13 protein-coding genes are annotated in these 20,555 nt (G+C 75.0%); 6 read left to right on the forward strand and 7 right to left on the reverse strand.

Translation table 11 applies throughout. The annotated features are described in order from the left end of the window. Positions 1-386: 386 nt before the first annotated feature. The 6 genes from ACFVT2_RS15765 (at position 387) to ACFVT2_RS15790 (ending at position 7,865) form a co-directional block, all read left to right on the forward strand. Positions 387-2,153 (forward strand): GTPase, encoded by a 1,767-nt coding sequence (locus ACFVT2_RS15765; RefSeq protein WP_390017385.1) that lies wholly within the window; start codon positions 387-389, stop codon positions 2,151-2,153. Between the two features lie 326 nt (positions 2,154-2,479). Next, positions 2,480-3,022, forward strand: a complete 543-nt coding sequence (locus ACFVT2_RS15770) for a single-stranded DNA-binding protein (RefSeq protein ID WP_390017388.1) — start codon at positions 2,480-2,482, stop codon at positions 3,020-3,022. A gap of 241 nt (positions 3,023-3,263) precedes the next feature. Beyond that, positions 3,264-4,649 carry an LAETG motif-containing sortase-dependent surface protein gene (locus ACFVT2_RS15775; RefSeq protein ID WP_390017484.1) on the forward strand — a complete coding sequence of 462 codons (1,386 nt, stop codon included), beginning with the start codon at positions 3,264-3,266 and terminating at the stop codon, positions 4,647-4,649. A gap of 284 nt (positions 4,650-4,933) precedes the next feature. After that, positions 4,934-6,598 carry an energy-dependent translational throttle protein EttA gene (gene ettA, locus ACFVT2_RS15780; protein ID WP_390017391.1) on the forward strand — a complete coding sequence of 555 codons (1,665 nt, stop codon included), beginning with the start codon at positions 4,934-4,936 and terminating at the stop codon, positions 6,596-6,598. 5 nt (positions 6,599-6,603) lie between these two features. Continuing rightward, positions 6,604-7,038, forward strand: a complete 435-nt coding sequence (locus ACFVT2_RS15785) for an acyl-CoA thioesterase (RefSeq protein WP_390017393.1) — start codon at positions 6,604-6,606, stop codon at positions 7,036-7,038. Continuing rightward, positions 7,035-7,865: a hypothetical protein gene (locus tag ACFVT2_RS15790; protein WP_390017396.1), complete on the forward strand. Its 831-nt coding sequence runs from the start codon at positions 7,035-7,037 to the stop codon at positions 7,863-7,865. Before ACFVT2_RS15785 ends, ACFVT2_RS15790 begins: the two co-directional genes overlap by 4 nt. A 385-nt stretch (positions 7,866-8,250) precedes the next feature. On the opposite strand, the gene ACFVT2_RS15795 is transcribed toward ACFVT2_RS15790, so the two are convergent. The 7 genes from ACFVT2_RS15795 to ACFVT2_RS15825 form a co-directional block, all read right to left on the reverse strand. Next, on the reverse strand, positions 8,251-9,273 hold the full coding sequence (locus tag ACFVT2_RS15795) for an ABC transporter ATP-binding protein (RefSeq protein WP_390017398.1): 1,023 nt from the start codon (positions 9,271-9,273) through the stop codon (positions 8,251-8,253). A gap of 139 nt (positions 9,274-9,412) precedes the next feature. Beyond that, positions 9,413-12,169 (reverse strand): FtsX-like permease family protein, encoded by a 2,757-nt coding sequence (locus ACFVT2_RS15800; protein WP_390017401.1) that lies wholly within the window; start codon positions 12,167-12,169, stop codon positions 9,413-9,415. 30 nt (positions 12,170-12,199) lie between these two features. After that, positions 12,200-15,718 carry an FtsX-like permease family protein gene (locus ACFVT2_RS15805; protein WP_390017403.1) on the reverse strand — a complete coding sequence of 1,173 codons (3,519 nt, stop codon included), beginning with the start codon at positions 15,716-15,718 and terminating at the stop codon, positions 12,200-12,202. Positions 15,719-15,915: 197 nt separating this feature from the next. Then, complete coding sequence (locus ACFVT2_RS15810) at positions 15,916-16,320, reverse strand: globin (protein ID WP_390017406.1); 405 nt, start codon at positions 16,318-16,320, stop codon at positions 15,916-15,918. A 126-nt stretch (positions 16,321-16,446) separates the two neighbouring features. Continuing rightward, entirely contained in the window at positions 16,447-18,153 is a 1,707-nt protein-coding gene (locus ACFVT2_RS15815; RefSeq protein WP_390017409.1) for an FHA domain-containing protein, read from the reverse strand. Between the two features lie 44 nt (positions 18,154-18,197). Then, the gene (locus ACFVT2_RS15820; protein WP_390017411.1) at positions 18,198-19,067 is read right to left on the reverse strand and encodes a hypothetical protein; all 870 of its coding nucleotides are present in this window, start codon (positions 19,065-19,067) and stop codon (positions 18,198-18,200) included. Positions 19,068-19,171: 104 nt separating this feature from the next. Next, positions 19,172-20,554: a protein phosphatase 2C domain-containing protein gene (locus ACFVT2_RS15825; protein WP_390017414.1), complete on the reverse strand. Its 1,383-nt coding sequence runs from the start codon at positions 20,552-20,554 to the stop codon at positions 19,172-19,174. Between the last annotated feature and the right edge of the window lies 1 nt (position 20,555).

The raw sequence follows: 20,555 nt of genomic DNA on the forward strand, positions 1-20,555 counted from the left end.
GTCGGGCGGAGACCGGTGCCGGCGAGGACGGCGAGGACAGCGAGGGGGCGGCGTGGAGTGACGGGACGGGGGACGGCGGGACGTGGGACGACGGGGTGATCGCGCGGCGGGCGCGGGAGGGGGAGTCGAGGCACGGTGGGCGGGCCGTGGGACCTGGCGCCGGGGCGGATGTTCCGCCGACGGCCGAGGCGGATGGGGCTGTTGGGATGGATCAGGTGGATGGGGCTTGCGGTGTGGGTGAGGCGTTCCGTGGGCGGCGCCAGAGCGGCGGGAGGAGCGCGGGAGCGCTTGCGGGGGAGGGGCCGGGCGGCGGGCGCGGGAACGTAGCCGGGGCCGGCGGCGGGCGCGGTGAGGAGGTCGGGGACTGCGGGCCCGGCTACAAGTGGGTGCCCGGCGGCGCGCGGCGGGCCGCCGAGGAGGGGCTGCGGCCCCGGCTGGAGGCGCTGCGGGAGCTGATCGCGCTGTCCCGGAGCCGGCTGGACGGGATGGTGCTGGACGAGGCCGGACGGGTGCTGGAGGCGGCCGACGAGCGGTACCGGCTGTCCGGTGAGCACACCGTGGTCGCCCTCGCGGGAGCGACCGGGAGCGGGAAGTCCTCGCTGTTCAACGCGTTGGCGGGGGCGCCGCGTTCGGAGGTCGCGGCGCGTCGGCCGACGACCGGCGAGCCGGTGGCCTGCGTTTGGTCGGGCGGCCGGCCGGGCGCGGAGGGGCTGCTGCGCCGGCTCGGGGTGCCGGTGCACCGCCGGTACACCCCCGCGCAGGGCAGTCCCGAACTGGCCGGGCTGGTCCTGCTCGACCTTCCCGACCATGACTCCTCGGCCGTCGCCAACCGCGAACAGGTCGACCGGATGCTGGAGTTGGTGGACGCGGTGATCTGGGTGGTGGACCCGGAGAAGTACGCGGACGCGGTGCTCCACGAGCGGTATTTGCGCCCGCTGGCGGGCTACGCCGAGGTCACCTTCGTGGTGCTCAACCAGGTGGACCGGCTGCCCGGCGACGCCGCCGACCAGGTGGTGGACGATCTGCGCCGGCTGCTGGACGAGGACGGGCTGGCGCTGGGCGAGCACGGGGAGCCGGGTGCGGCGGTCCTGGCGCTCTCCGCGGCGACCGGCGAGGGCGTGGCGGAACTTCGGGAGGCGCTGGGCCAGTTCGTCGCGGAACGGGGCGCGGCGGACCGCAGGCTGACGGCGGATGTGGACACCGCGGCGGAACGACTGCGGACGGCGTACGTCGCGGAGAGCCGGGTGGGACTGACCGAAGGGGCCCGGGAGGAGTTCGACGACCGGCTCGCCGAGGCGGTCGGGGCGGTGGCCACCGGGCGGGCGGCGGAACGGGACTGGCTGCGGCACGCGGAACGGGCTTGCGGTTCGCCGTGGTCGCGGCTGCGGGCCCGAGGCAAGGGCCGGGGAGCGCGCCGGCGGGGCGCGGCGACGGCGGCCGGGGCCGGCAACCGCACGGGTGCGGTCCGGATCGGCGCACCGCGTACCGGGGCGGGCCGCCCGGGGGCGGGAGGGCCCGGTTCCGGGGATGAGGAGGCCGGGCGGGTTGCCTCCGCGCCCGCTGGGGCCGTCCCCGTACGCTCCGCGGCGGCCGGCGTCACGCGGGGCGAGGATGGGCGGGCGGCGGCGCGGCCGGTGGTGGAGCAGGCGGTCCGTACCGTGGCGGGCGAGGCCGCGCTGGGGCTGCCGGTGCCCTGGGCGCAGGCGGTACGGGAGGCGGCGGCGCGGGGGGCCGAGGGGCTGCCGGAGGCGTTGGACGCGGTGGCGGCCGAGGCCGAGGAGGCGTTGCGGCAGGGGCCGGACGTGAAGCCGCGGTGGTGGACGGTGGCGGCCTCGTTGCAGGGGTTGCTGTTCGTGCTGCAAGTGGTCGGTGCGCTGTGGCTGTTGGGCGCCGTGACGGGTGTGGTGGACGCGTCGGAGTGGCTGTCCGGGTTGCTGCCCGCGGTCGTGGGGTCGGTGGGCGGACCGTTCCTGACCTGGCTGTCCGGGGTGGCGGCCCGTGGACCGGCCCGACGGTACGGGCAGGAGGCCGAGCGGCGGCTGCGGGGCGCGGCGGCCGGGTGCGGTCGGGCACGGGTACTGGAGCCGGTGGCAGCCGAATTGCTGCGGTACCGCGAGGTGCGGGAGCGGTACGCGGTGGCGTCGGGCGTATGAGGTGAGAGGCGCCTCGTGGCGGGGCGGCGGACGGGGTACCGCCGTCCCTGTCGGGTGACGGAGTTGTCCACAGGCTCCTTTGTCCACAGGCCGCCACGGCCCGCGCCGAATCCGTGCAGCATGGATTCAGCGAAGCGCACACGGGACGGCCCGCCACGGAAGACATGCGCATGCGCCGAAGACACGGGCCGCAGAAGCACAGCAAAGAAGAACACGACGAAGAGCCGTACCGAAGAGCCGTACCGAAGAGGCGCGTTCAAGAGACGTACTGAACGGAATCGACGTACTGAAGTGACGTCGTAAAGAAGGGGACGGGGGAGTCTTCCATGAACGACACGATGGTGACGCTGGTGGGGAACGTGGCCACGGCGGTGGAGTACCGGGAGACCGCGGCGGGGGTGTCGGTGGCGCGGTTCCGGATGGCGGCGACCTCGCGGCGGTGGGACAAGGCCCGGGAATGTTGGGCCGACGGGGAGACGAGTTTCTATACCGTCCGGTCCTGGCGGGCGCTCGCGGACAATGTCGCCGCGTCGGTGGCGGTTGGTGAACCGCTGGTCGTACAGGGGCGGTTGCGGGTTCGGGAGGGCGAACAGCCGCCGGAGAAGGGGGGTCAGCGCTGGTTCGCGGCAGAGGTCGAAGCCCTGGCGATCGGGCACGATCTCGCGCGTGGGACGTCCGCATTCCGCCGGGTGGTAAGGGCACGGAAAGCAGCGGAGGAAACACAACGGGAGCCGGATGGCGCGCCGTTGGAGAAAGTTGAATCGAGTACGACTGTGGTAATGGGGGTGCCGGCGAACCGCCGGACGGCCGCTCAGGTGGGGCGCACAGGCCCGTCCGGCAATTCGCCCCAGAAGGTATCTGTGCCATGAAAAGGTACGGAGATTTGTCGATAATGCCAGCTCAGGGTGCGCGTATTCGGTAACGATTACGATTCGGATCGCTTATAGGACGCTATTACCGGGGACCCTGATGCGCCCGCTCCATAAGATCCGACGAGTACTCACGGGGGCTGACCAGGCTGACCAGTTCGGCCGCTGAGTTCTTGGGATCTTTCCGGTGAGGCGACCTCTCCAGCCGACCGCCTTGCCCAGAGGGGAAATCATGCTTTCGATGAAGGGGCGGGGCGCAGCCCGCCTTGCCGCCGCAGTCGTGGCCTCGGGCCTGATCGCGGCGGGCACGATAGCCACCGCGGGGACCGCCGCGGCGGACGACCCGGCCGCGTCGCACGGGGGCGCCACCGCGACGCTCGGCGGCCTGAAGACCTTCGATCAGGCCGTGGTGCACGGAAACGGAGGGGACCAGCGCGTCGGTGCCGGCCTCTTCGAGATGTCGGTCGACAACGGCGGCACGCTGCAGACGTACTGCATCGACATCCACAATCCGACGCAGCAGCAGGCCCGCTACCAGGAAGTGCCCTGGAGCGCCTCGTCGTTGCACGACAACCCGGACGCCGGCCGGATCCGCTGGATCCTGCAGAACTCCTATCCGCAGGTGAACGACCTGGCGGCGCTCTCCGCCAAGGCCGGCGCCGGGCAGCTGTCCGAGAAGACCGCCGCGGCCGGCACCCAGGTCGCGATCTGGCGCTTCTCCGACCACGTCAAGGTGGACGCGGTCGACCCGGCCGCCGAGAAGCTCGCCGACTTCCTGGAGAAGAACGCGCAGAGCGTCTCCGAGCCCAAGGCGTCGCTGACCCTGGACCCGCCGGCGGTCTCGGGCAAGTCCGGCGGCAAGATCGGCCCGGTCACCGTGCACACCAACGCCGACAGCGTCACCATCTCCCCGGCGGCGGGCGTGCCCGCCGGCGTGAAGATCGTGGGCAAGGACGGCAAGCCGGTCACCAGCGCCGCCGACGGCACCCAGCTGTTCTTCGACGTCCCCAAGGGGACCGCCGACGGCAACACCTCGCTGACCGCGCAGGCCGCGACCAAGGTCCCGGTCGGCCGGGCCTTCACCGGCATCGGTGAGCACGCCAAGAGCCAGACCCAGATCCTGGCCGGCTCCAGCGAGTCCACGGTCTCCGCGGCCGCCACGGTCTCCTGGAAGAAGCAGGGTGCGATCCCCGCGATCACCGCGGAGAAGAACTGCTCCAAGGGCGGCGTGGACGTCACCGCGACCAACAAGGGCGATGAGGCGTTCCGCTTCCAGCTGTCCGGCAAGGACTACGAGGTCGCGCCGGGCGCGGCCAAGACCGTGACCGTTCCGGTCGGCGAGGACCAGCCGTACCAGATCACGATCACCGGAGCGGGCGGCTTCAAGAAGAGCTTCTCCGGCGTCCTGGACTGCAAGACCGCAGGCCAGCCCTCCTCGCACCCCAGCCCGGCCACGGCCGGCGGCACCACGGGTGGTAGCACCACCGGCGGTCACGGCACCGACCTGGCCGAGACCGGTTCCAGCAGCGCCACCCCGGTGATCGCGGGCGTCGCGGTCGCCCTCGTGCTGGTCGGCGGCGGAGCGGTGTTCTTCCTGCGTAAGAAGAAGACCGGACAGTCCGCGTAAGCGAGACGGTCGGTCGTCACTGTCACAACAGACCTCGTGACCACCGGTGAGTGAGCCGTCGGCGCACCGTGAGCCGGTGATCACCGGGCGCGTACCGCAAAGGCCCCGGAGCGAAGTGTCCGCTCCGGGGCCTTTGCCGTCCGCCCCTCGGCGCCCGTTTCCGTCCGGGGACGGACGTACGGCAAGATGGCTGTATCTGCCCTCGCGCGGCCACGCCGCACCACGGCCCACGCGGCGGAGCCACCCAGACCACCTGATAGATCCAAACTGGCGGACGGTTTCTCTTGGCTGAGTACATCTACACGATGCGCAAGGCGCGCAAGGCGCACGGCGACAAGGTCATCCTCGATGACGTGACGCTGAGCTTCCTGCCGGGCGCGAAGATCGGTGTCGTGGGTCCCAACGGCGCCGGTAAGTCCACGGTGCTGAAGATCATGGCCGGTCTTGAGCAGCCGTCGAACGGTGACGCCTTCCTCTCTCCCGGCTACACGGTCGGCATGCTCCTTCAGGAGCCGCCGCTCGACGAGTCCAAGACGGTCCTGGAGAACGTCCAGGACGGCGCCCGCGAGACCATGGACAAGCTCAAGCGCTTCAACGAGGTCGCCGAGCTGATGGCGACCGACTACTCCGACGCGCTGATGGAGGAGATGGGCAAGCTCCAGGAAGACCTGGACCACGCGAACGCCTGGGACCTCGACACCCAGCTGGAGCAGGCCATGGACGCGCTGGGCTGCCCGCCCGGCGACTGGCAGGTCACCAACCTCTCCGGTGGTGAGCGCCGCCGCGTCGCGCTGTGCAAGCTGCTGCTGGAGGCCCCCGACCTGCTCCTCCTCGACGAGCCCACCAACCACCTCGACGCCGAGTCGGTGCAGTGGCTGGAGCAGCACCTGGCGAAGTACCCCGGCACCGTCGTCGCCGTCACCCACGACCGGTACTTCCTCGACAACGTCGCCGGCTGGATCTGCGAGGTCGACCGCGGCCGCCTCCACGGCTACGAGGGCAACTACTCCAAGTACCTGGAGACCAAGCAGACCCGTCTGAAGGTCGAGGGCCAGAAGGACGCCAAGCGCGCCAAGCGCCTGAAGGAAGAGCTGGAGTGGGTCCGCTCCAACGCCAAGGGGCGGCAGGCCAAGTCCAAGGCCCGTCTGGCGCGTTACGAGGAGATGGCCGCTGAGGCCGACCGGATGCGGAAGCTGGACTTCGAGGAGATCCAGATCCCGCCGGGCCCGCGTCTGGGCAGCGTCGTCGTCGAGGTCAACAACCTCAACAAGGCGTTCGGCGAGAAGGTCCTCATCGACGACCTCAGCTTCACCCTGCCGCGCAACGGCATCGTCGGCATCATTGGCCCGAACGGCGCCGGCAAGACCACGCTCTTCAAGATGTTGCAGGGCCTGGAGACGCCGGACGCCGGCGACATCAAGGTCGGCGAGACCGTCAAGATCTCCTACGTCGACCAGAGCCGCGAGAACATCGACCCCAAGAAGACCCTGTGGGCCGTGGTCTCCGACGAGCTCGACTACATCAACGTCGGCCACGTCGAGATGCCCTCGCGGGCCTACGTCTCCGCGTTCGGCTTCAAGGGCCCGGACCAGCAGAAGCCGGCCGGCGTGCTCTCCGGCGGTGAGCGCAACCGCCTCAACCTGGCGCTCACCCTCAAGCAGGGCGGCAACCTCCTGCTCCTCGACGAGCCGACCAACGACCTCGACGTCGAGACGCTGTCCTCCCTGGAGAACGCGCTGCTGGAATTCCCCGGCTGCGCCGTGGTCGTCTCCCACGACCGCTGGTTCCTGGACCGCGTCGCCACGCACATCCTGGCGTACGAGGGCAACTCCAAGTGGTTCTGGTTCGAGGGCAACTTCGAGTCCTACGAGAAGAACAAGGTCGAGCGGCTCGGCGCCGATGCGGCCCGTCCGCACCGGGCGACGTACAAGAAGCTGACCCGGGGCTGACCGTCGTGCGACACCTCTACTCCTGCCCCCTCCGCTGGTCGGACATGGACGCGTTCGGCCACGTCAACAACGCGGTGTTCGTCCGCTACCTCGAAGAGGCGCGGATCGACTTCATGAGTCGGCTGGCGCCGGGGGACGGCAGTCCGTCGTTCACGGGCGGCTCGGTCGTCGCCCGGCACGAGATCGACTACGTGCGGCAGCTGGTCCACCGGCCCGAGCCGGTGACCGTCGAGCTGTGGGTGACGAAGATCAGCGCCGCATCGATGACGGTGGGGTACGAGGTCAAGGACGAGGACACGGTCTACCTGCGGGCCCGGACCGTGGTCGTGCCGTTCGACTTCGCCGCGGGGCGGCCGCGCCGCCTCACGGCGGAGGAGAAGGCGATCCTCAAGGAGTACCTGGACGACGCCGCGCATCAGGAAGGGGCCGTCGGCGCATGACGGTGTTGCGGTTGGCCGACGCCGGGGAGGCGGCGGATCTCGCCGCCTTCCTCGCCCGGCTGATCCACTACGACCGCGGGGCGGCGGTGCGGCTCCAGGCCGGGAACGGGGTGCTGGCCGTCTTCGGCCGCCCGCCGTCGTTCGAGGTGCTGGCGATCCGGACGGCGCGGCTGGCGGCCGACGGCGTTGCGGGTGGTCCCGGCCTGGACGTGACGGTTTCCGCGGGGGAACTCCTCGAAGGCATATCGGAGGCGGCGGGCAGTGTCACCGTGCCCGCCCCGGTCACCGGCCCGCCGTGGGCCGGGGTGCTGCCGCCGCGGGGCGGTTGGACGCGGGTGCCCGGGCTGCCGGCCCCGGAGGCGTTGCTGCGTGCGGTGTCCGCCGCGGTCGCCGAATTCCGCGCCCGGGACGAGGCGTTGCCGCCGCAGCGGCGCAACCGGAACGAGCGGGACCGGATCGGGCGGGAGATCTGGTCGCGGACGCTGGGCGATACGGAGCTGCCGTTGCGGGCGGTGCATGCCGCGCAGGCGCTCGGGTTCTTGCGCGGGGCGCAGGCCGGGGCGATGGCGGCCTCCGGGAGCGCGGGGGCGGGCTCCCGGGCGGGTACGGCCTTGCGTGCGGGTGCGGTCTCCCGCGCGGGTGCCGCGAGCGGTGCGGTGTCCGGCACGGCCGGTGTGGCGGGTGCGGAGGCGTCGGTGCCGACGCTGGCGCTGTTGGCTGCCGGGGGGTGGCTGCGGCTGAGCACGCCGTACGGGTCGATCGCCGTGCGGGCGGGTGGGCCGGCGGGGTTGGCCGGGCTGTCGGGGCTTACGGTCACGCCGGTTTGACGGGGCCCCGGCTGGCCCGGGTTTTCGAGGGCTGCTCAGGGTGTGGTGGCCGGTGCCTTGGGGGCCGACGCCTTGGTGGTCGGTGTCTTGGCGCTTGGCGCCTTGGTGGTCGGTGTCCGGGGCCGGTGGGGCACGGGGTCGATGCGGTCGCCCGGGTGGGGGCTGTGGGCGTTCGTGGGGTGTGCCCCGGTCCCGCGCCTTCCCGAAACCGGGGGTGAATCCCGGGCCCCGAGTCCTGAATCCTGGGCCGTGGGCTCCTCTTGCGTTGTGGGGGGCCCGGCTGTGTGGGGGCCTCGCCCTGCGGCTCGTTGTCGCCCTGCGGGCTCGTCCTCAAACGTCGGACGGGCGGCGGACCTCAAGCGCTGAGCAGGCCGGAGGTCCGCCCTCAAACGTCGGACGGGCTGGAGGCGGGTGGGGGCGGTGGGGTGTCGGGCCAGATGCCGATGTGGTCGGGTTCCCGTTGGAGGAGGACGCGGTCCCGCATGCCCAGGGGGGCGGTGTAGTCGGCGGGGAGTTGGAGGCGGCCGGCGCGGTCGAGGGTGGCGTACTCGCGGGCCACGACGGATTCCTGACCGGTCGTGGCGTCGATTTCCGTGCGGCGTAGGACTTCTGAGGAGGTGCGTCCGTCGCGGATGGCGACCGTGCGGCGGACTTCGTCGGCCACCTTCTGGTCGTGGGTGACGATCACGATCGTGGTGCCCAGCTCCTCGTTGGCGGTGCGGAACGCGGCGAAGACCTGCTCGGCGGTGTGCGAGTCCAGTTCGCCGGTCGGCTCGTCGGCGAGGAGGACGGACGGGGTGTTGGCCAACGCGACGGCGATGGCGGTGCGTTGGGCCTCACCGCCGGAGAGCTGGTGGGGGCGCCGGTCGCGGCAGTGGGTGAGGGAGAGCAGGGACAGCAGTTCCTGCGCCGCCTTGGTGCGTTCGGCACGGCGACGGCCGCCGCGCAGTTGCATCGGCAGGGCGATGTTCTGTAGGGCGGTGAGGTAGGGGAGCAGGTTGCGGGCGGTCTGTTGCCAGACGAAGCCGACGACGTTGCGGCGGTAGTCGAGGCGGGTGCGGGCGTCCATCGTGAGGAGGTCGCGGCCGGCGACGCGGGCCGCGCCGGCGGTCGGGACGTCGAGTCCGGCCAGGATGTTCATCAAGGTGGATTTGCCGCTTCCGGACGCGCCCACCAGGGCCAGCAACTCGCCCTCGGTGACGAGGAGATCGAGTCCCTGGAGGGCCTGGACCTCCACACCGTCGGTGGTGAAGACGCGGACCAGGCGGTCGCAGGCGATCAGGGCGTCGTGCCCGTAGGCGGGGCGGGCGCGGCGGGCGGCGGCGCGGTGCTCCAGGTCGGTGAGGGAGGGCGGCTGGGGCGGGAGTGGTGACGGCGGTGGTGGTGTGTCGTCGGGGCGGGTCGTCATGGGGTGGCTCCGGTGGTCGTGGCGTCGCCCGTTGCCGTGGCGGTTGTGGTGGGTGGGGTGGTTGTTGGGGTGGGCCGGGGGGCGAAGGCGGTTGTAGAGGCTTGCCCCGTCGCCCGTCGCCCGTCACCTCGTCGCCCCGTCACCCCAACTCCCCCGTCCGTAGCCCCGTGTTCTCCGCTCGGCGTTGGCTGGTGAGGGCCTGGAGGAGGGCCGTGGCCAGGGAGAGGAGGAGGACGGCGGTGGCGGGGAGGAGGAGGGAGGTGGGGTCGGAGTGGAGGAGGACGGGGGCGGTCGGGGTGGGGCCGGAGGTGGTGGGGAGGGCGAGCGGGGTGAGGTCGGTGCCGGGGCCGAGCAGGCGGAGGGTGGCGGCGCCGGTGAGGGTGCCGCCGAGGGCGGCGAGCAGGGCCTGGGGCAGGGCTTCGAGGACGAGGAGGCGGCGGCCCTGGGCCGGTGGCAGGCCGATGGCGCGGAGGCCGGTGAGGAGCCGGGCGCGTTCCGGGGCGGTCTGGAGGAGGGAGAGGAGCAGGGCCAGCAGGGCGAAGCCGGCGCCGGCGGCGACTGCGGCGGCGTAGAGGCGTTCCGCGCCTTGTTGGAGGGGGGAGTCGGCGAAGTGCGCGCGGGTGGTGGAGCGCAGGGTGAGGCGGGTGGGGAGGGTGGTGGGGGTGTGGGTCCGGAGGGTGGTGCGGAGGGCGGTGGGGTCGAGGGAGCGGCCGGCGAGGAGGACGACGGAGGGGCCGGTGGCGGGGTCGGCGTAGGTGTCGGGGTGGAGCCGGGCCACGCTGCGGGCGTTGACCACGACGAAGTCGCCGCCGGGCTGGGCGGGGGTGTCGCGGCGTACCACGGCGGGACGGACGACGATCTGGCCGAACTCCGGTTGCAGCACCATCGGGGCGTCCCCGAACCGGGTGCGGATGCCGGGGGAGACGAGGGCGGGCAGCGGGCGGTCGCCGCCGGGGTCGGCCAGGTCGGTGGCGTCGAAGGCGCCCAGGCCGGTGGTGCGGGCGAGCCGGGCGTAGGCGTCGGCGTCGGCGATGACGAGGTAGAGGGGCGGGCCGTTGTCGTCGGCGGGCTGGGTGCTCAGACGCAGCGGGACGGTGTCCTGGACGCCGGGGACGGTCGTGAGGGACGACAACAGGGCCCGGGGGAGTGGTTTGTCGGCGGTGAGGCGGGCGTCCGCGCCGACCGCTGCCAGCGCGGCGCGGTCGCGTGCGTCGGCGACCCCGGCGAGCACCGAGCCGCCGAACGACGCGGTGGTCAGCGCCACGAGGAGGGCGAGCAGCGGCAGTCCGGCGGCCGGGGCGCGGCCGGCCCGGGCCACGGCCAGGAAGCCGGACAGCCCCCGGGTACGGGCGGCGGGCCGGGCCGCCAGCCGCAGCGGCAGCGGATACAGCCGCATCAGGAGCAGCGCGGCGATCACCGCGACCAGGACGGGGGCCGCGCTGACCAGGACGTCCACGCCCCCGGAGCCGGTACCGCGGCGGCGCAGGGCCAGGACCGCGGCCACCGCCAGGACCAGCACGGTGAGTTCGGCGACTGTGCGGCGCCGGGAGGGGCGGCCGCTCACCAGGTCCGCGCGGACGTCGGGGCGCGTCCTGCGGTGTGCGGCGGCGGCCCGCAGGGGCAGTGCGAGGGTGCCGAGCAGTCCGACCGCGGCCGCGGCGAGCAGCGGGGGCAGCAGCCGTTCGCCGGGGACGAGGAGGACGGCCAGGGCGTAGCCGGCGCCGGCCGCGGGCAGCGCCAGCGTCGCGGTCTGTGCCGCCAACCGCCCGACCAGGCCGGGCAGTGACGCGCCCCGGGCCCGTAGCAGCGCCAGTTCCCGGTGGCGGCGGGCGGCCGCCAACCCCCCGGTCATGAGGACGACGACGCCGGCGACGGTGCCGATGCCGCACGCGGCCACCGCGACGACCGGCGCGACCGCGGCCCGGGTCCGCGCGAAGCCGTCCAGCAGGCCGTCCACCGCGCTCTCCGCCAGCCCGCCGGGGCCCACCACCCCGCGCAGCCGCGCCAGGCCCGGGCCGTGTTGGAGGGACCGCACCCGGTCCTGGAGCAGCGGGGCGTCCCCGGCGGTCAGTGCGCCGGTGTCCAGCGGGTAGCGCCAGAACCGCTCCGGTTGCCCCTTGGTGGACAGCAGCGCCGGCCCGTCCTCGGGGGCGAGCAGCACTCCGGCCTGCCACAGCTTCTGCGGCGGGACGCCCTCGGCGACCAGGGCGGCGGTCGTCATCAGCGGGTCCACCGCCCAGTACGGGCCCTCCGGGGCGTGCGGGGTGAGCAGTCCGGAGATCCGCAGGGTCAGCCCGCCGACGTGGAGTTGGCTGCCGGGGCGCAGGTGGAGGGCGTGGGCGGTGGCGACGGTGACCGCGGCTTCCCGGGTGGGTGTCCCGGGCGCGGCGGTGCGCGGGAGGCGGCCCTGGGCGACGGTGGCGTGGCGGGCCAGGCCGGAGACCGCGTACAGCGAGAAGCGGGGATCGACGCCGTCGGGTCGGGCCAGCCCGGGGTCGTGGGAGGACAGCGGGGCGGTGGTGCGGGCGCCGTGCACGGCGTCGGCGGGGGAGATCCGCAGCGGGGCGGTGAACTGGCTTCGCAGGACCCTGTCCTGACGGTCCATTACGGCAGGGGTGTGGCTGCGCGGGGTGGTGTCGAGGCGGCCCGCGGTGATCCGCACCGTCCGCTGGTCGGGCGGGACGTCGCTCAGCGCCGCCCGGACGCCGCGGGTCTCGTAGGCGTCCACCCCGCGCGGGAACGCCGCCGCGAGGAACGCGGTGATCAGCATCAGGGCGCCCAGGGCCAGCACGGCCGTCGGGGTCTCCCCGGCGGATGGGGAGAAGGGGCGAGCCGGGAGAATCGCGGCGCGCAGCCGGACCAGTAGGCCGCCGGGCATCGTGGTTCCCTTCGGCATCGTCATTCCACCTCGGTCGGCTCGGTCATCTCAGCGCTCCCCTTGGGCGCGCAGGGCCCGTACCGGGTCGCCGCGGCGCAGCCCGACGGCCGCGACGACCAGCAGCGGGACCGCCACCACCGCCGCGAGCAGCCCGGCGACCTGCCCGGTCGGCAGCTCCACCAGCACCGGTGGCACCGGGCGGCCCGCCTCCTGCGTCAGGACCACCAGCGGGACGACCGCCCGGGTCAGCACCGTCCCCAGGGCCGTGCCGACGGCCAGTGCGAGCACGATCAGGACGCCCTGTTCGGCGGCGATCATCCGGGCCAGCTGGGGGCGGGGCGCGCCGAGGGCCCGCAACACGGCGAATTCCCGGGCCCGTCCGCGGACCGAGCCGGCCGCCGCGACCGCGAAACCGGTCGCCGCCAGGGCCACCGCGACCGCCGCGGCGGCGGCCAGCGCGGTCTGCGGGCCGCGGCCCAACGGGTCGTCGTGCAGGTCCCGGGCGATCTCGTCGCGGACCAGCACCTGGCCGGGGTCGAGGTCGGGGCGGGCCCGCAGCGCGGACACCACCGCCGCGGTGGTGCCGGGTCGGGTGCGCAGCCACCACTCGGCGGCGTCCAGCGGCGTGGCGCCGAGGTCGGACAGGGCCTCGTTGGCCGCGCCGAAATCGACCAGCAGCCCGCCGGAGCCGGTCGGTTCGTCCGCCGGGCCGGGCAGCGCGCGGACCGCCTTGACGATCCTGGCCTTCAGCGCCCGCCCGTTGACGGTGGTGTCGACGACCGCGCCGACCCGGGAGCCGCTGGCGCGCAGGAACGCGTCGGTGGCGACGGCCGCCAGCGGCGGGCGCGCGGGGTGTGCGGCGGTGATCCGCACCGTGGTGACCGCGGCGGTCCACTGGTCCTGCTGGGCGCCGGTGTCGTAGGTCTGCGTGAGCAGCCCGCCGGCGGGCACCTCGGTCCGGAACGCCCGGGGGCCGCCGGGCCGGCCGGTGGAGCTGCTCCGGTCGTCGATCTGCCCGGTCCAGGCCGGGCCGCGCGGGGCGGTGAGGCGGTGGGCGGTGCCGTCGCCGGTGACGGCCTGGGCGGTGTCCAGGGTCAGCCGTTGGCGGTGCGGGACCGGCGGCTGGTCCAGGTCGAGGACGAGGCCGGTCAGCCGCAGTGGACCGGTCGGCCGGCCGGCCGGGGCGCCGGCCGCGGCGGCGAGGTCGACGGTGCTGGTGTGCGGCCGGCCGTCGGCCGGGAACTGGCCGAGCGGCAGGGTGTACGGGCTGCCGTGGGCGTCGGTGACGACGACGGAGACGGTCGCGGGGACCGGGCCGGCGTCGGACCGGAAGGGGCCGCCGGTGCTGTCGTCGGTCGGGCGGGTGGCGGGCGCCGGCAGGGTCCGGAGCGAGGTCAGGGTCGCGGTGAACGCCAACCGCGCGGTGTCCGCCGGGAGTTCGACGCCGGCCGGGGTGCCGGCCGGAGGTGCCGCCGCCCGCAGCATCGCGTCGGTGGCCCGGGCGCCCGCCGGCCCGTCGGCGGCGCCGCCCGCCAGGTCGCCGCGGAGCAGCAGGGAACCTGCCGCCCGCCGGGTGTCCAGGGCCAGCAGCGACGCGGCGTGGCCGTCCGGCAGGTTCAGGGCGGCGTGCCCGACGGGCAGCGCCGCGGCCACCCCGGGGACGGCCGCGTAACCGCCGCCCTGCCCCAACTGCGGTGTCCACCCGCTCAGTACGCGCACCGTGGCGGCCGCACGGAAGTCCGCCTGGTCGTCCTGCGAACGGTCCCACGAGGCGCGCTGGCCGATCGCCAGCATGCCCAGCGAGGTGGCCAGCACCAGCAGCAGCACCGGGTCGGTGACGCGGCGCGGGCCTCCGTCGCTCGTACGCGGCGGAGAGCCCGCGGAGGAGCCGCGGCTGATCTGCCAGCCGGCCAGCGCCACCGCCAGCCCCCGGCCGCGGGCCGCGGCCCGTTCGGCGAGCCGGGCGGCCGGCGGCAGCAGCCGCAGCGTCAGCACCGTGCCGGCGAGCAGCGCCAGCGCCGGGGCGGCCACCAGCACCGGGTCGATCCCCAACTGGCCGCCGCCGTCCTGGCTGAGCACCCCGCCACCGTCGCCGCCGGTCCGCCGCCACAGCTGCCAGTACGCCACCCCGGCGACCACCAGGAGCGCCAGGTCGGCGCCGGCCCGGACCGCACCGGGCAGCGCCCGCCCCCGCCCGGCCGGGCCGTCCGCGCCGGACCGCAGCACGGCGGGTGCGGCGACCGTGACGGCGCAGCCCAGGGCCACCGCCGCACCGGTCAGCCAGGTGCCGCCGGTGAGGGCGGAGTCCGGCGGCAGTCCGATCCGGCCCTTCCCCGAGCACTCGACCCCGTTCGAGCAGGGGAGGCCCCAACCGCCGCCGCCGCCCGCCAGCAGCCGCAGCAGCGGCCCGGCCAGCAGGGGAGCGGCGACCGCGGCCGGCAGCGCCAGCAGCAGCGCCTCGGCGAGGTCCAGGCCGGCGAGCCGCCGGCGGGAGGCGCCGCGGGCCCGCAGCACGGCCCGTTCGCCGGTCCGTTCGGCGCTCAGCATCCGCGCCACCAGCAGCAGCGCGTACTCGGCCAGCAGCAGGAGCTGGAGCGCGACGATCAGCACGGTGGACCGGTTGACCAGCAGCGACCGCTGTAACTTCGCCAGGATGTCGGGGAGTTCGGTGGTGGCGGTGACCTGGCCGTGGAACGCCGGGTCGGCCATCAGCGCCCGGGCCGCCGGGCGGGCGGCGGCGGTCAGCGCGGGCAGCCGGTCCGCGGTCAGGGTGCGGAAGTCGGCGCCGGCCAGCCACGCCACCGAGTCCTGCACCAGCGGCCCGCCGGCCCGAAACGCCCCCGGTCCGGCGAGCAGCGGCCCGTACGTGGTGAAGCCGAGGGTGCGCACCCCGCGTCCACCGAGTTCGTCGAGCTTCCAGTACGGGTCGGTGCGGTCCTTGGGGCGGTAGACGCCGGTGACCTCGATGGTGAGGTGGGCGGGGCCGGACAGCCGGTTGTCGAGGGTGAGCCGGTGGCCGGGGCGGAGGCCGAGCCGGGTGGCGGCGGCCTCGGGCAGCGCCACCGGGAGCCGGCCCTGCGCGCGCTCCCCGGGCCAGTGGCCGGCCGTGAGGACGATCCGGCTGCGGTCGAGGACCGCGAGGTGGGTGAGGTCGGGCTCCGCGCCGCCCGTCGCGTCCGTCGTCCGTCCGGCCCCGGCCGGCGGCCGGACGGTGCGCGGCAGCGCGTACGGCCCGGAGCGGGTCAGCGTGCGGACGGTGAACGGCAGTCCGCCGAAGGCCCGCCGGGCGCCCCGCTCCACCGCCAGGTCGGCCAACTGTCGTCCGGAGGACGGGAGTTGGGCCTTGATCTGGAGGGCGGCGGCCGCCGCGGTGGGGGTCTCCCCTGCGTGAACGGAGGTGGGCGCTCGGGGACGGGTCTGTAGGGCCTGCCGCAGTCCGGCGTCGCCGGCCGCGTCGGAGAAGGCGGCGAGGGTGGCCAGGACGGTGGCGGTCAGCACCACCGTGAGCAGGGCCGCGGCCAGCAGCACACGGTGCGCGCGCACCCGCAGCACGATGAAGCCGGACACGGATCCCCCCGGTGCGGCGCAGGCCGCCGGCCGGGGTGTGCCGGTGGCTCTCAGCACCCGAAAACGTGGCGTATCCGAAAGAGTGATCGGATGCCGTGGATGTTTTCAGAGGGCGGCGGCGCCGGGTCAGGGATTGTGGGTGGTCTTGACCGGATCGTGACGGGGAAGCGCGGGTTCCGGTCGGTGTGACCGTTCTCTCAGCCCGCGGTGTTGACCATCGACGCGGCCGCGTACGTGAGGTAGTCCCACAGCTGCGCCCGGTGCTCCTCGGCGAGCCCGAGGGAGTCCACGGCGTCCCGCATGTGCCGCAGCCAGGCGTCGTGCGCGGCCCGGTCGACGGTGAACGGGGCGTGCCGCATCCGCAGCCGGGGGTGGCCGCGGTTCTCGCTGTAGGTGCGGGGGCCGCCCCAGTACTGCATGAGGAAGAGGACGAGGCGCTCCTCGGCCGGTCCCAGGTCCTCTTCCGGGTACATCGGCCGCAGCAGCGGGTCCTCGGCGACCCCCTCGTAGAAGCGGCGCACCAGGCGGCGGAAGGTGTCCTCGCCACCGACCTGCTCGTAGAAGGTCTGCTCCTGAAGCGTGCCGTGCGGAATGTTGTTCACCGGTCCATGGTGGCAGACGCCCCGACCGAGGACTCCGGACTCAGGACGACCGACGGCGGACGCAACTCCGGGGCGTGATCGGGTGATCACGCCCCGGAGTTGGGGTGTTCGTCGGTGCTGCCGTGGTCAGCCGCGGCGGACGGTCAGCGTCGTCCAGGCGCCGACGTGCACCCGGTCGCCCTCGTGCAGCGGCACCGGGACGTACGGCTGGATCGGTTCCGCGGCGAGGTTGACCGTGGTGCCGTTGGTGGAGTTCTGGTCCACCACGGCCCAGCTGCCGTCCTGCTGCTGGACGAGCAGTGCGTGCTGGTGCGAGACGCCCGGGTCCTCCGGGGTCCGGCCCAGGTCGACGTCCGGGGACTCGCCGGTGCTGTTGCGGCGCCGGCCCACCGAGATCTGGCCGTTGGCGAGCGGCAGCACCTGCTCGGGGGAGTACGAGGGCAGGTTGAGCCCCGCCGCCTCCGGGCCGCTGCGGCTCATCATCGCCATGAAGTACTCGCGGTCCGGTGCGATGGCCACCACCCAGCCGTCGCCGACCACCGGCGGCGGACCTTGCGGCGGCGCCGCCGGAGCCTGGCCGGGGCCGCCGGGCCACTGGCCGTCAGGTCCCGGCTGCTCGAAGCCCTGCTGCGGTTGCTCGAACGGGGCGGGCTGCCCGAAGCCCTGCTGCGGCGGGAACGGGGCCGGCGGCTGCTGCTCGAACGGGGCCTGCGGGCCGGGTCCGGGGTACGGCGGTGCCATCGGCGGGGCGGCGTTCCCCGGGTGCTGCTGGTGCGGCGGGCTCAGCGGCCAGTCGTCACCGCCCTGTTGCGGGGGCGGCGGCGGTCCGGGCTGACCGGCCGGGCCGGGGCCGGGCATGCCGGGGGGCGGTCCGGGCTGACCCGGGAAGCCGCCGGGGCCGGGCATACCGGGCGGCGGGCCCGGCTGCTGCATCGGCTGCGACTGCTCGAAGCCCTGCTGCGGTTGCTCGAACGGGGCCTGCTGCTCGAACGGGGCCTGCGGCGGCGGGAAGCCGTAACCGCCCTGGCCGCCCTGCGGACCGGGGCCGGGCATCGGGGCGCCGGGGCCGCCCGGACCACCGGGACCGGGTGCCGGGGGCGGGAAGCCGTAGCCGCCCTGCGGCGGTTGGCCGCCGGGGCCGGGCATGCCGGGCGGCGGCGCGAACGACGCCGGCGAGTTGGTGAGGAAGTTGTACTGGCACTCGGCGCAGAACGGCGTCATGCCCTCGCGCGGCGTACGGCACTGCGGGCAGAACTCCGTGGACTGCTCGGGGCCGGGCGCGGGCGCGGGGGGCGGCGCGCCGTGCGGCGGCGTGCCGGGACCACCCGGGCCGGGTGCCGGGGGCGGGAAGCCGTAGCCGCCCTGCGGCGGTTGGCCGCCGGGGCCGGGCATGCCGGGCGGCGGGCCCGGCTGCTGTGGCTGCTGCGGTGCCTGTTGCTGTTGGAACGGGGCCGGCTGCTCGAACGGGGCCTGCGGGCCGGGTCCGGGCGGCGGCGGGAAACCGTAACCGCCCTGGGCCTCGGGGCCGGGTCCGGGCGCGCCGGGACCACCCAGGCCGGGCGGCGGGCCGGGCTGGCCGACCGGGCCGGGGCCGGGCATGCCGGGCGGGGGTCCGGGCTGACCCGCCGGCGGGGGACCGGCGTGGCCGGGCGGCGGCGGTCCGGGCTGGCCAGGCGGGGGACCGGCGGGGCCGGTCGGCTCGGCGGGCGGCGACGTGGTCAGGAATCCAGCGGGCAGAGAGGGTGGCGGGGGGACGGCACCCGCCATGCGCTGGCCGCACACCTCGCACCAGTCTTCGGCCACCGACTGGTGGCCGCTCGGGCAGGTCGGCATGTCGGTTCTTCCCCCTCCGTACCGTTTCTTCCGGGTGGTGCCGATCAGGGCTGATCGTGCTCGTTCATTGCGGTTTCTCCGGGTGGAGAGTGGGGGCCGGGAGCCGTCCGGGAGCTCTCCCGTTCGACCTCGGCCGCCTTCGCCGCCTGTCGCACAGTACCGGTCGCGGGATCGACGTCGCCCACCACCTTCGCAAGGAGTTTCGCAGTGTCCCCGTTCCCCGGGGCGCCGGCCAGCGACGCCGCGCGACGCAGCTCCACCACGGCGCGGCCGGCATCTCCCCACTTGGCCGCATCCAGTCCCCGCTGGATGGCTTGCGCCAGTTCGGACCGTCCTGTGTGGTGCGCTACTTGTGCGTCGATCCGTACCGCGGCGACCGGATCGTCCGTCCACGCGGCCCGGACCAGGGCCTGCGCCACGACGCGGGGCGTGGCGCCGTCCGGTGCGGGCAGCAGCACCGAGATCCGGGCGGCGAGCATCTCCCGGCCGAGTCCGGGGTCGGGGACGCGGAGGAGGAGGTGGTAGTCGCGGGACTCGTCGCCCCAGGGGCCGGTCGGGTAGTCGCCCGAGCGCGGCTCCGACGCTCTTCGCCGGTCGGTCAGGTCTTCGGCGAGGGGCGCCACTTGCCGCAGGAAACCGACCTCGGCGCCCAGCGGGGTCCGCACCCGCAGCACGACCCCGGCGTCCGGGTCGAGGGCCCCGGTGGCCCCGGTGCTCCCGGGGGCGCGGTCGGCCGCCGCCTGGGCCGTCGCGTCCGACCGCGGCCCGGGCACCGGCCGTCCACCGGTCGAGCCGCCTCCGGTCGCGGTGACCGTGACCACGGCGTGCAGGGCCCGCCCGCCCTGGGGGAGGCACGGGTTGTGGTGCACCTCGACGGTGAAGCGCGGCACCCGCGACTTGGCGAAGTTGGCCATGGGCTACGTCCGCTCCTTGCGGCCGCCGCCGGCCGGCCGGTCCACCGGCGGGCGGGCGGCCCGGTGGGTGGGGGCCGGGTCCGGCGCGTGCGGTTCCGAGGTGCTCAGGCCGATCCTGCCCCGCCCGCGGGCGCCGGGAACGGCACCACCGCGACCGTTACGTTGTCGTGCCCGCCGCCGTCCAGGGCGTGGTCGACCAGCACCCGGGCCGCGTTCAGCGGCCGGAGCGGCGCGTCCAGGGGGAGCACCGCGGCCAGCGCCTGGGCCGCCTCGGCGTAGTTCCACAGCCCGTCCGAGCACACCACCACGCTCCCCGGCCCGTCCGGCCGGAACGCCGCGATGTGCGGCTCGACCTCGTACGCGTCCGCGCCCAGCCAGCCGGTGATGGCGTGCGCCCGCTCGTCGGCGTTGGCCTCGGCCTCCGTCATCAGGTTGTTGGCGACCATCTGGGCGGCCCAGGAGTCGTCCTCGGTGAGCCGGACCGGCGGCGCGGTGCGGTCGTCGGGGATCCAGTACGCCCGGCTGTCGCCGACCCAGCCGATGGTCAGGAGGCCGCCGCCGACCACCGCCCCGACGAACGTGCAGGCCGGGGCGTTCTGCTGGCGGTACTCGTCGTGCGCTATCGACGGGTCGACGGCCAGCGCGTCGACCGCCGCCGAGGCCGCCATCACCGCGTCGTGCACGGCCTGCTGCGGATGCGTCCCGCGCGGCAACGCCATCCGCAGCGCCCCGGCGGCCCGCTCGGCGGCGGCCTTGGACGCGTCGTCCGGCCGGGTCGCCGAGGAGACCCCGTCGCAGACCACCGCGATCACCGCGGGCGAGCCGTCCGGCAGTGCGGTGTCGGCGAGGGCGAAGAAGTCCTCGTTGCGGTGGTGCCGGTGGCCGCGGTCACTGACCGCGGCGCCGCCCGTCACCTCCCGTTCCAGGTGGTCGCGGGCCGGCCCGGCCGGGGCCTCGGGCGCCGTTCCGGTTCCGGCCGTCGCGGGCTCGGAATCGGGCCCGGCAACCGGGCCGTCGGCCGCTCCGCTTGACGCCGCCTCGGCCGCCTCGGGCCCTGGCACACCGGTCGTCCCCATACCTGTCCCGATCTCCGTCGTGCGCTCCGCTTCGGCCCCGCCGTCGGTCTCGTCCGGGCTCGCCGTCGCGACGTCCGCTTCGGCTCGCGCGCCGGCTCCGGCGGCGGCGTCGGCGACCGCCTCGTAGCCGACCACCCGCGGGTCGGCCGGACGGCCGCCGGCACCGGCCGGCGTCGCCGCGTCAGCCCCGTGATCCCCGTACGAGAGGCGGGTCGTGGGATCCGGCGGCGGCGGCCCCGCCGTCGCCACCGGCACCGCCGCGTACGCCGCCGCCGGCGGTGCCCCGTATCCCGCGGGCACGCCGTACCCGCCCGACGCCAGGGGATCGGCGCCGCACCGCCCGCAGTAGTTGTCCCCCGCATCGAGCGGCTCGCCGCAGCTCCGGCACCGGGACGGCCCAGTCACACCCATG

This window comes from Streptomyces sp. NPDC058000, assembly GCF_042886435.1.
In the GTDB taxonomy this organism is placed as follows: Bacteria; Actinomycetota; Actinomycetes; order Streptomycetales; family Streptomycetaceae; genus Streptomyces.

Bases quoted from the DNA above. Each gene is read 5' to 3' on its own strand.
- ACFVT2_RS15815 (WP_390017409.1), bottom strand. From the start codon at position 18,153: ATGCCGACCTGCCCGAGCGGCCACCAGTCGGTGGCCGAAGACTGGTGC.
- ACFVT2_RS15800 (WP_390017401.1), bottom strand. From the start codon at position 12,169: ATGCCGAAGGGAACCACGATGCCCGGCGGCCTACTGGTCCGGCTGCGC.
- ACFVT2_RS15770 (WP_390017388.1), top strand. From the start codon at position 2,480: ATGAACGACACGATGGTGACGCTGGTGGGGAACGTGGCCACGGCGGTG.
- ACFVT2_RS15775 (WP_390017484.1), top strand. From the start codon at position 3,264: ATGAAGGGGCGGGGCGCAGCCCGCCTTGCCGCCGCAGTCGTGGCCTCG.
- ACFVT2_RS15795 (WP_390017398.1), bottom strand. From the start codon at position 9,273: ATGACGACCCGCCCCGACGACACACCACCACCGCCGTCACCACTCCCG.
- ACFVT2_RS15790 (WP_390017396.1), top strand. From the start codon at position 7,035: ATGACGGTGTTGCGGTTGGCCGACGCCGGGGAGGCGGCGGATCTCGCC.
- ACFVT2_RS15820 (WP_390017411.1), bottom strand. From the start codon at position 19,067: ATGGCCAACTTCGCCAAGTCGCGGGTGCCGCGCTTCACCGTCGAGGTG.
- ACFVT2_RS15825 (WP_390017414.1), bottom strand. From the start codon at position 20,554: ATGGGTGTGACTGGGCCGTCCCGGTGCCGGAGCTGCGGCGAGCCGCTC.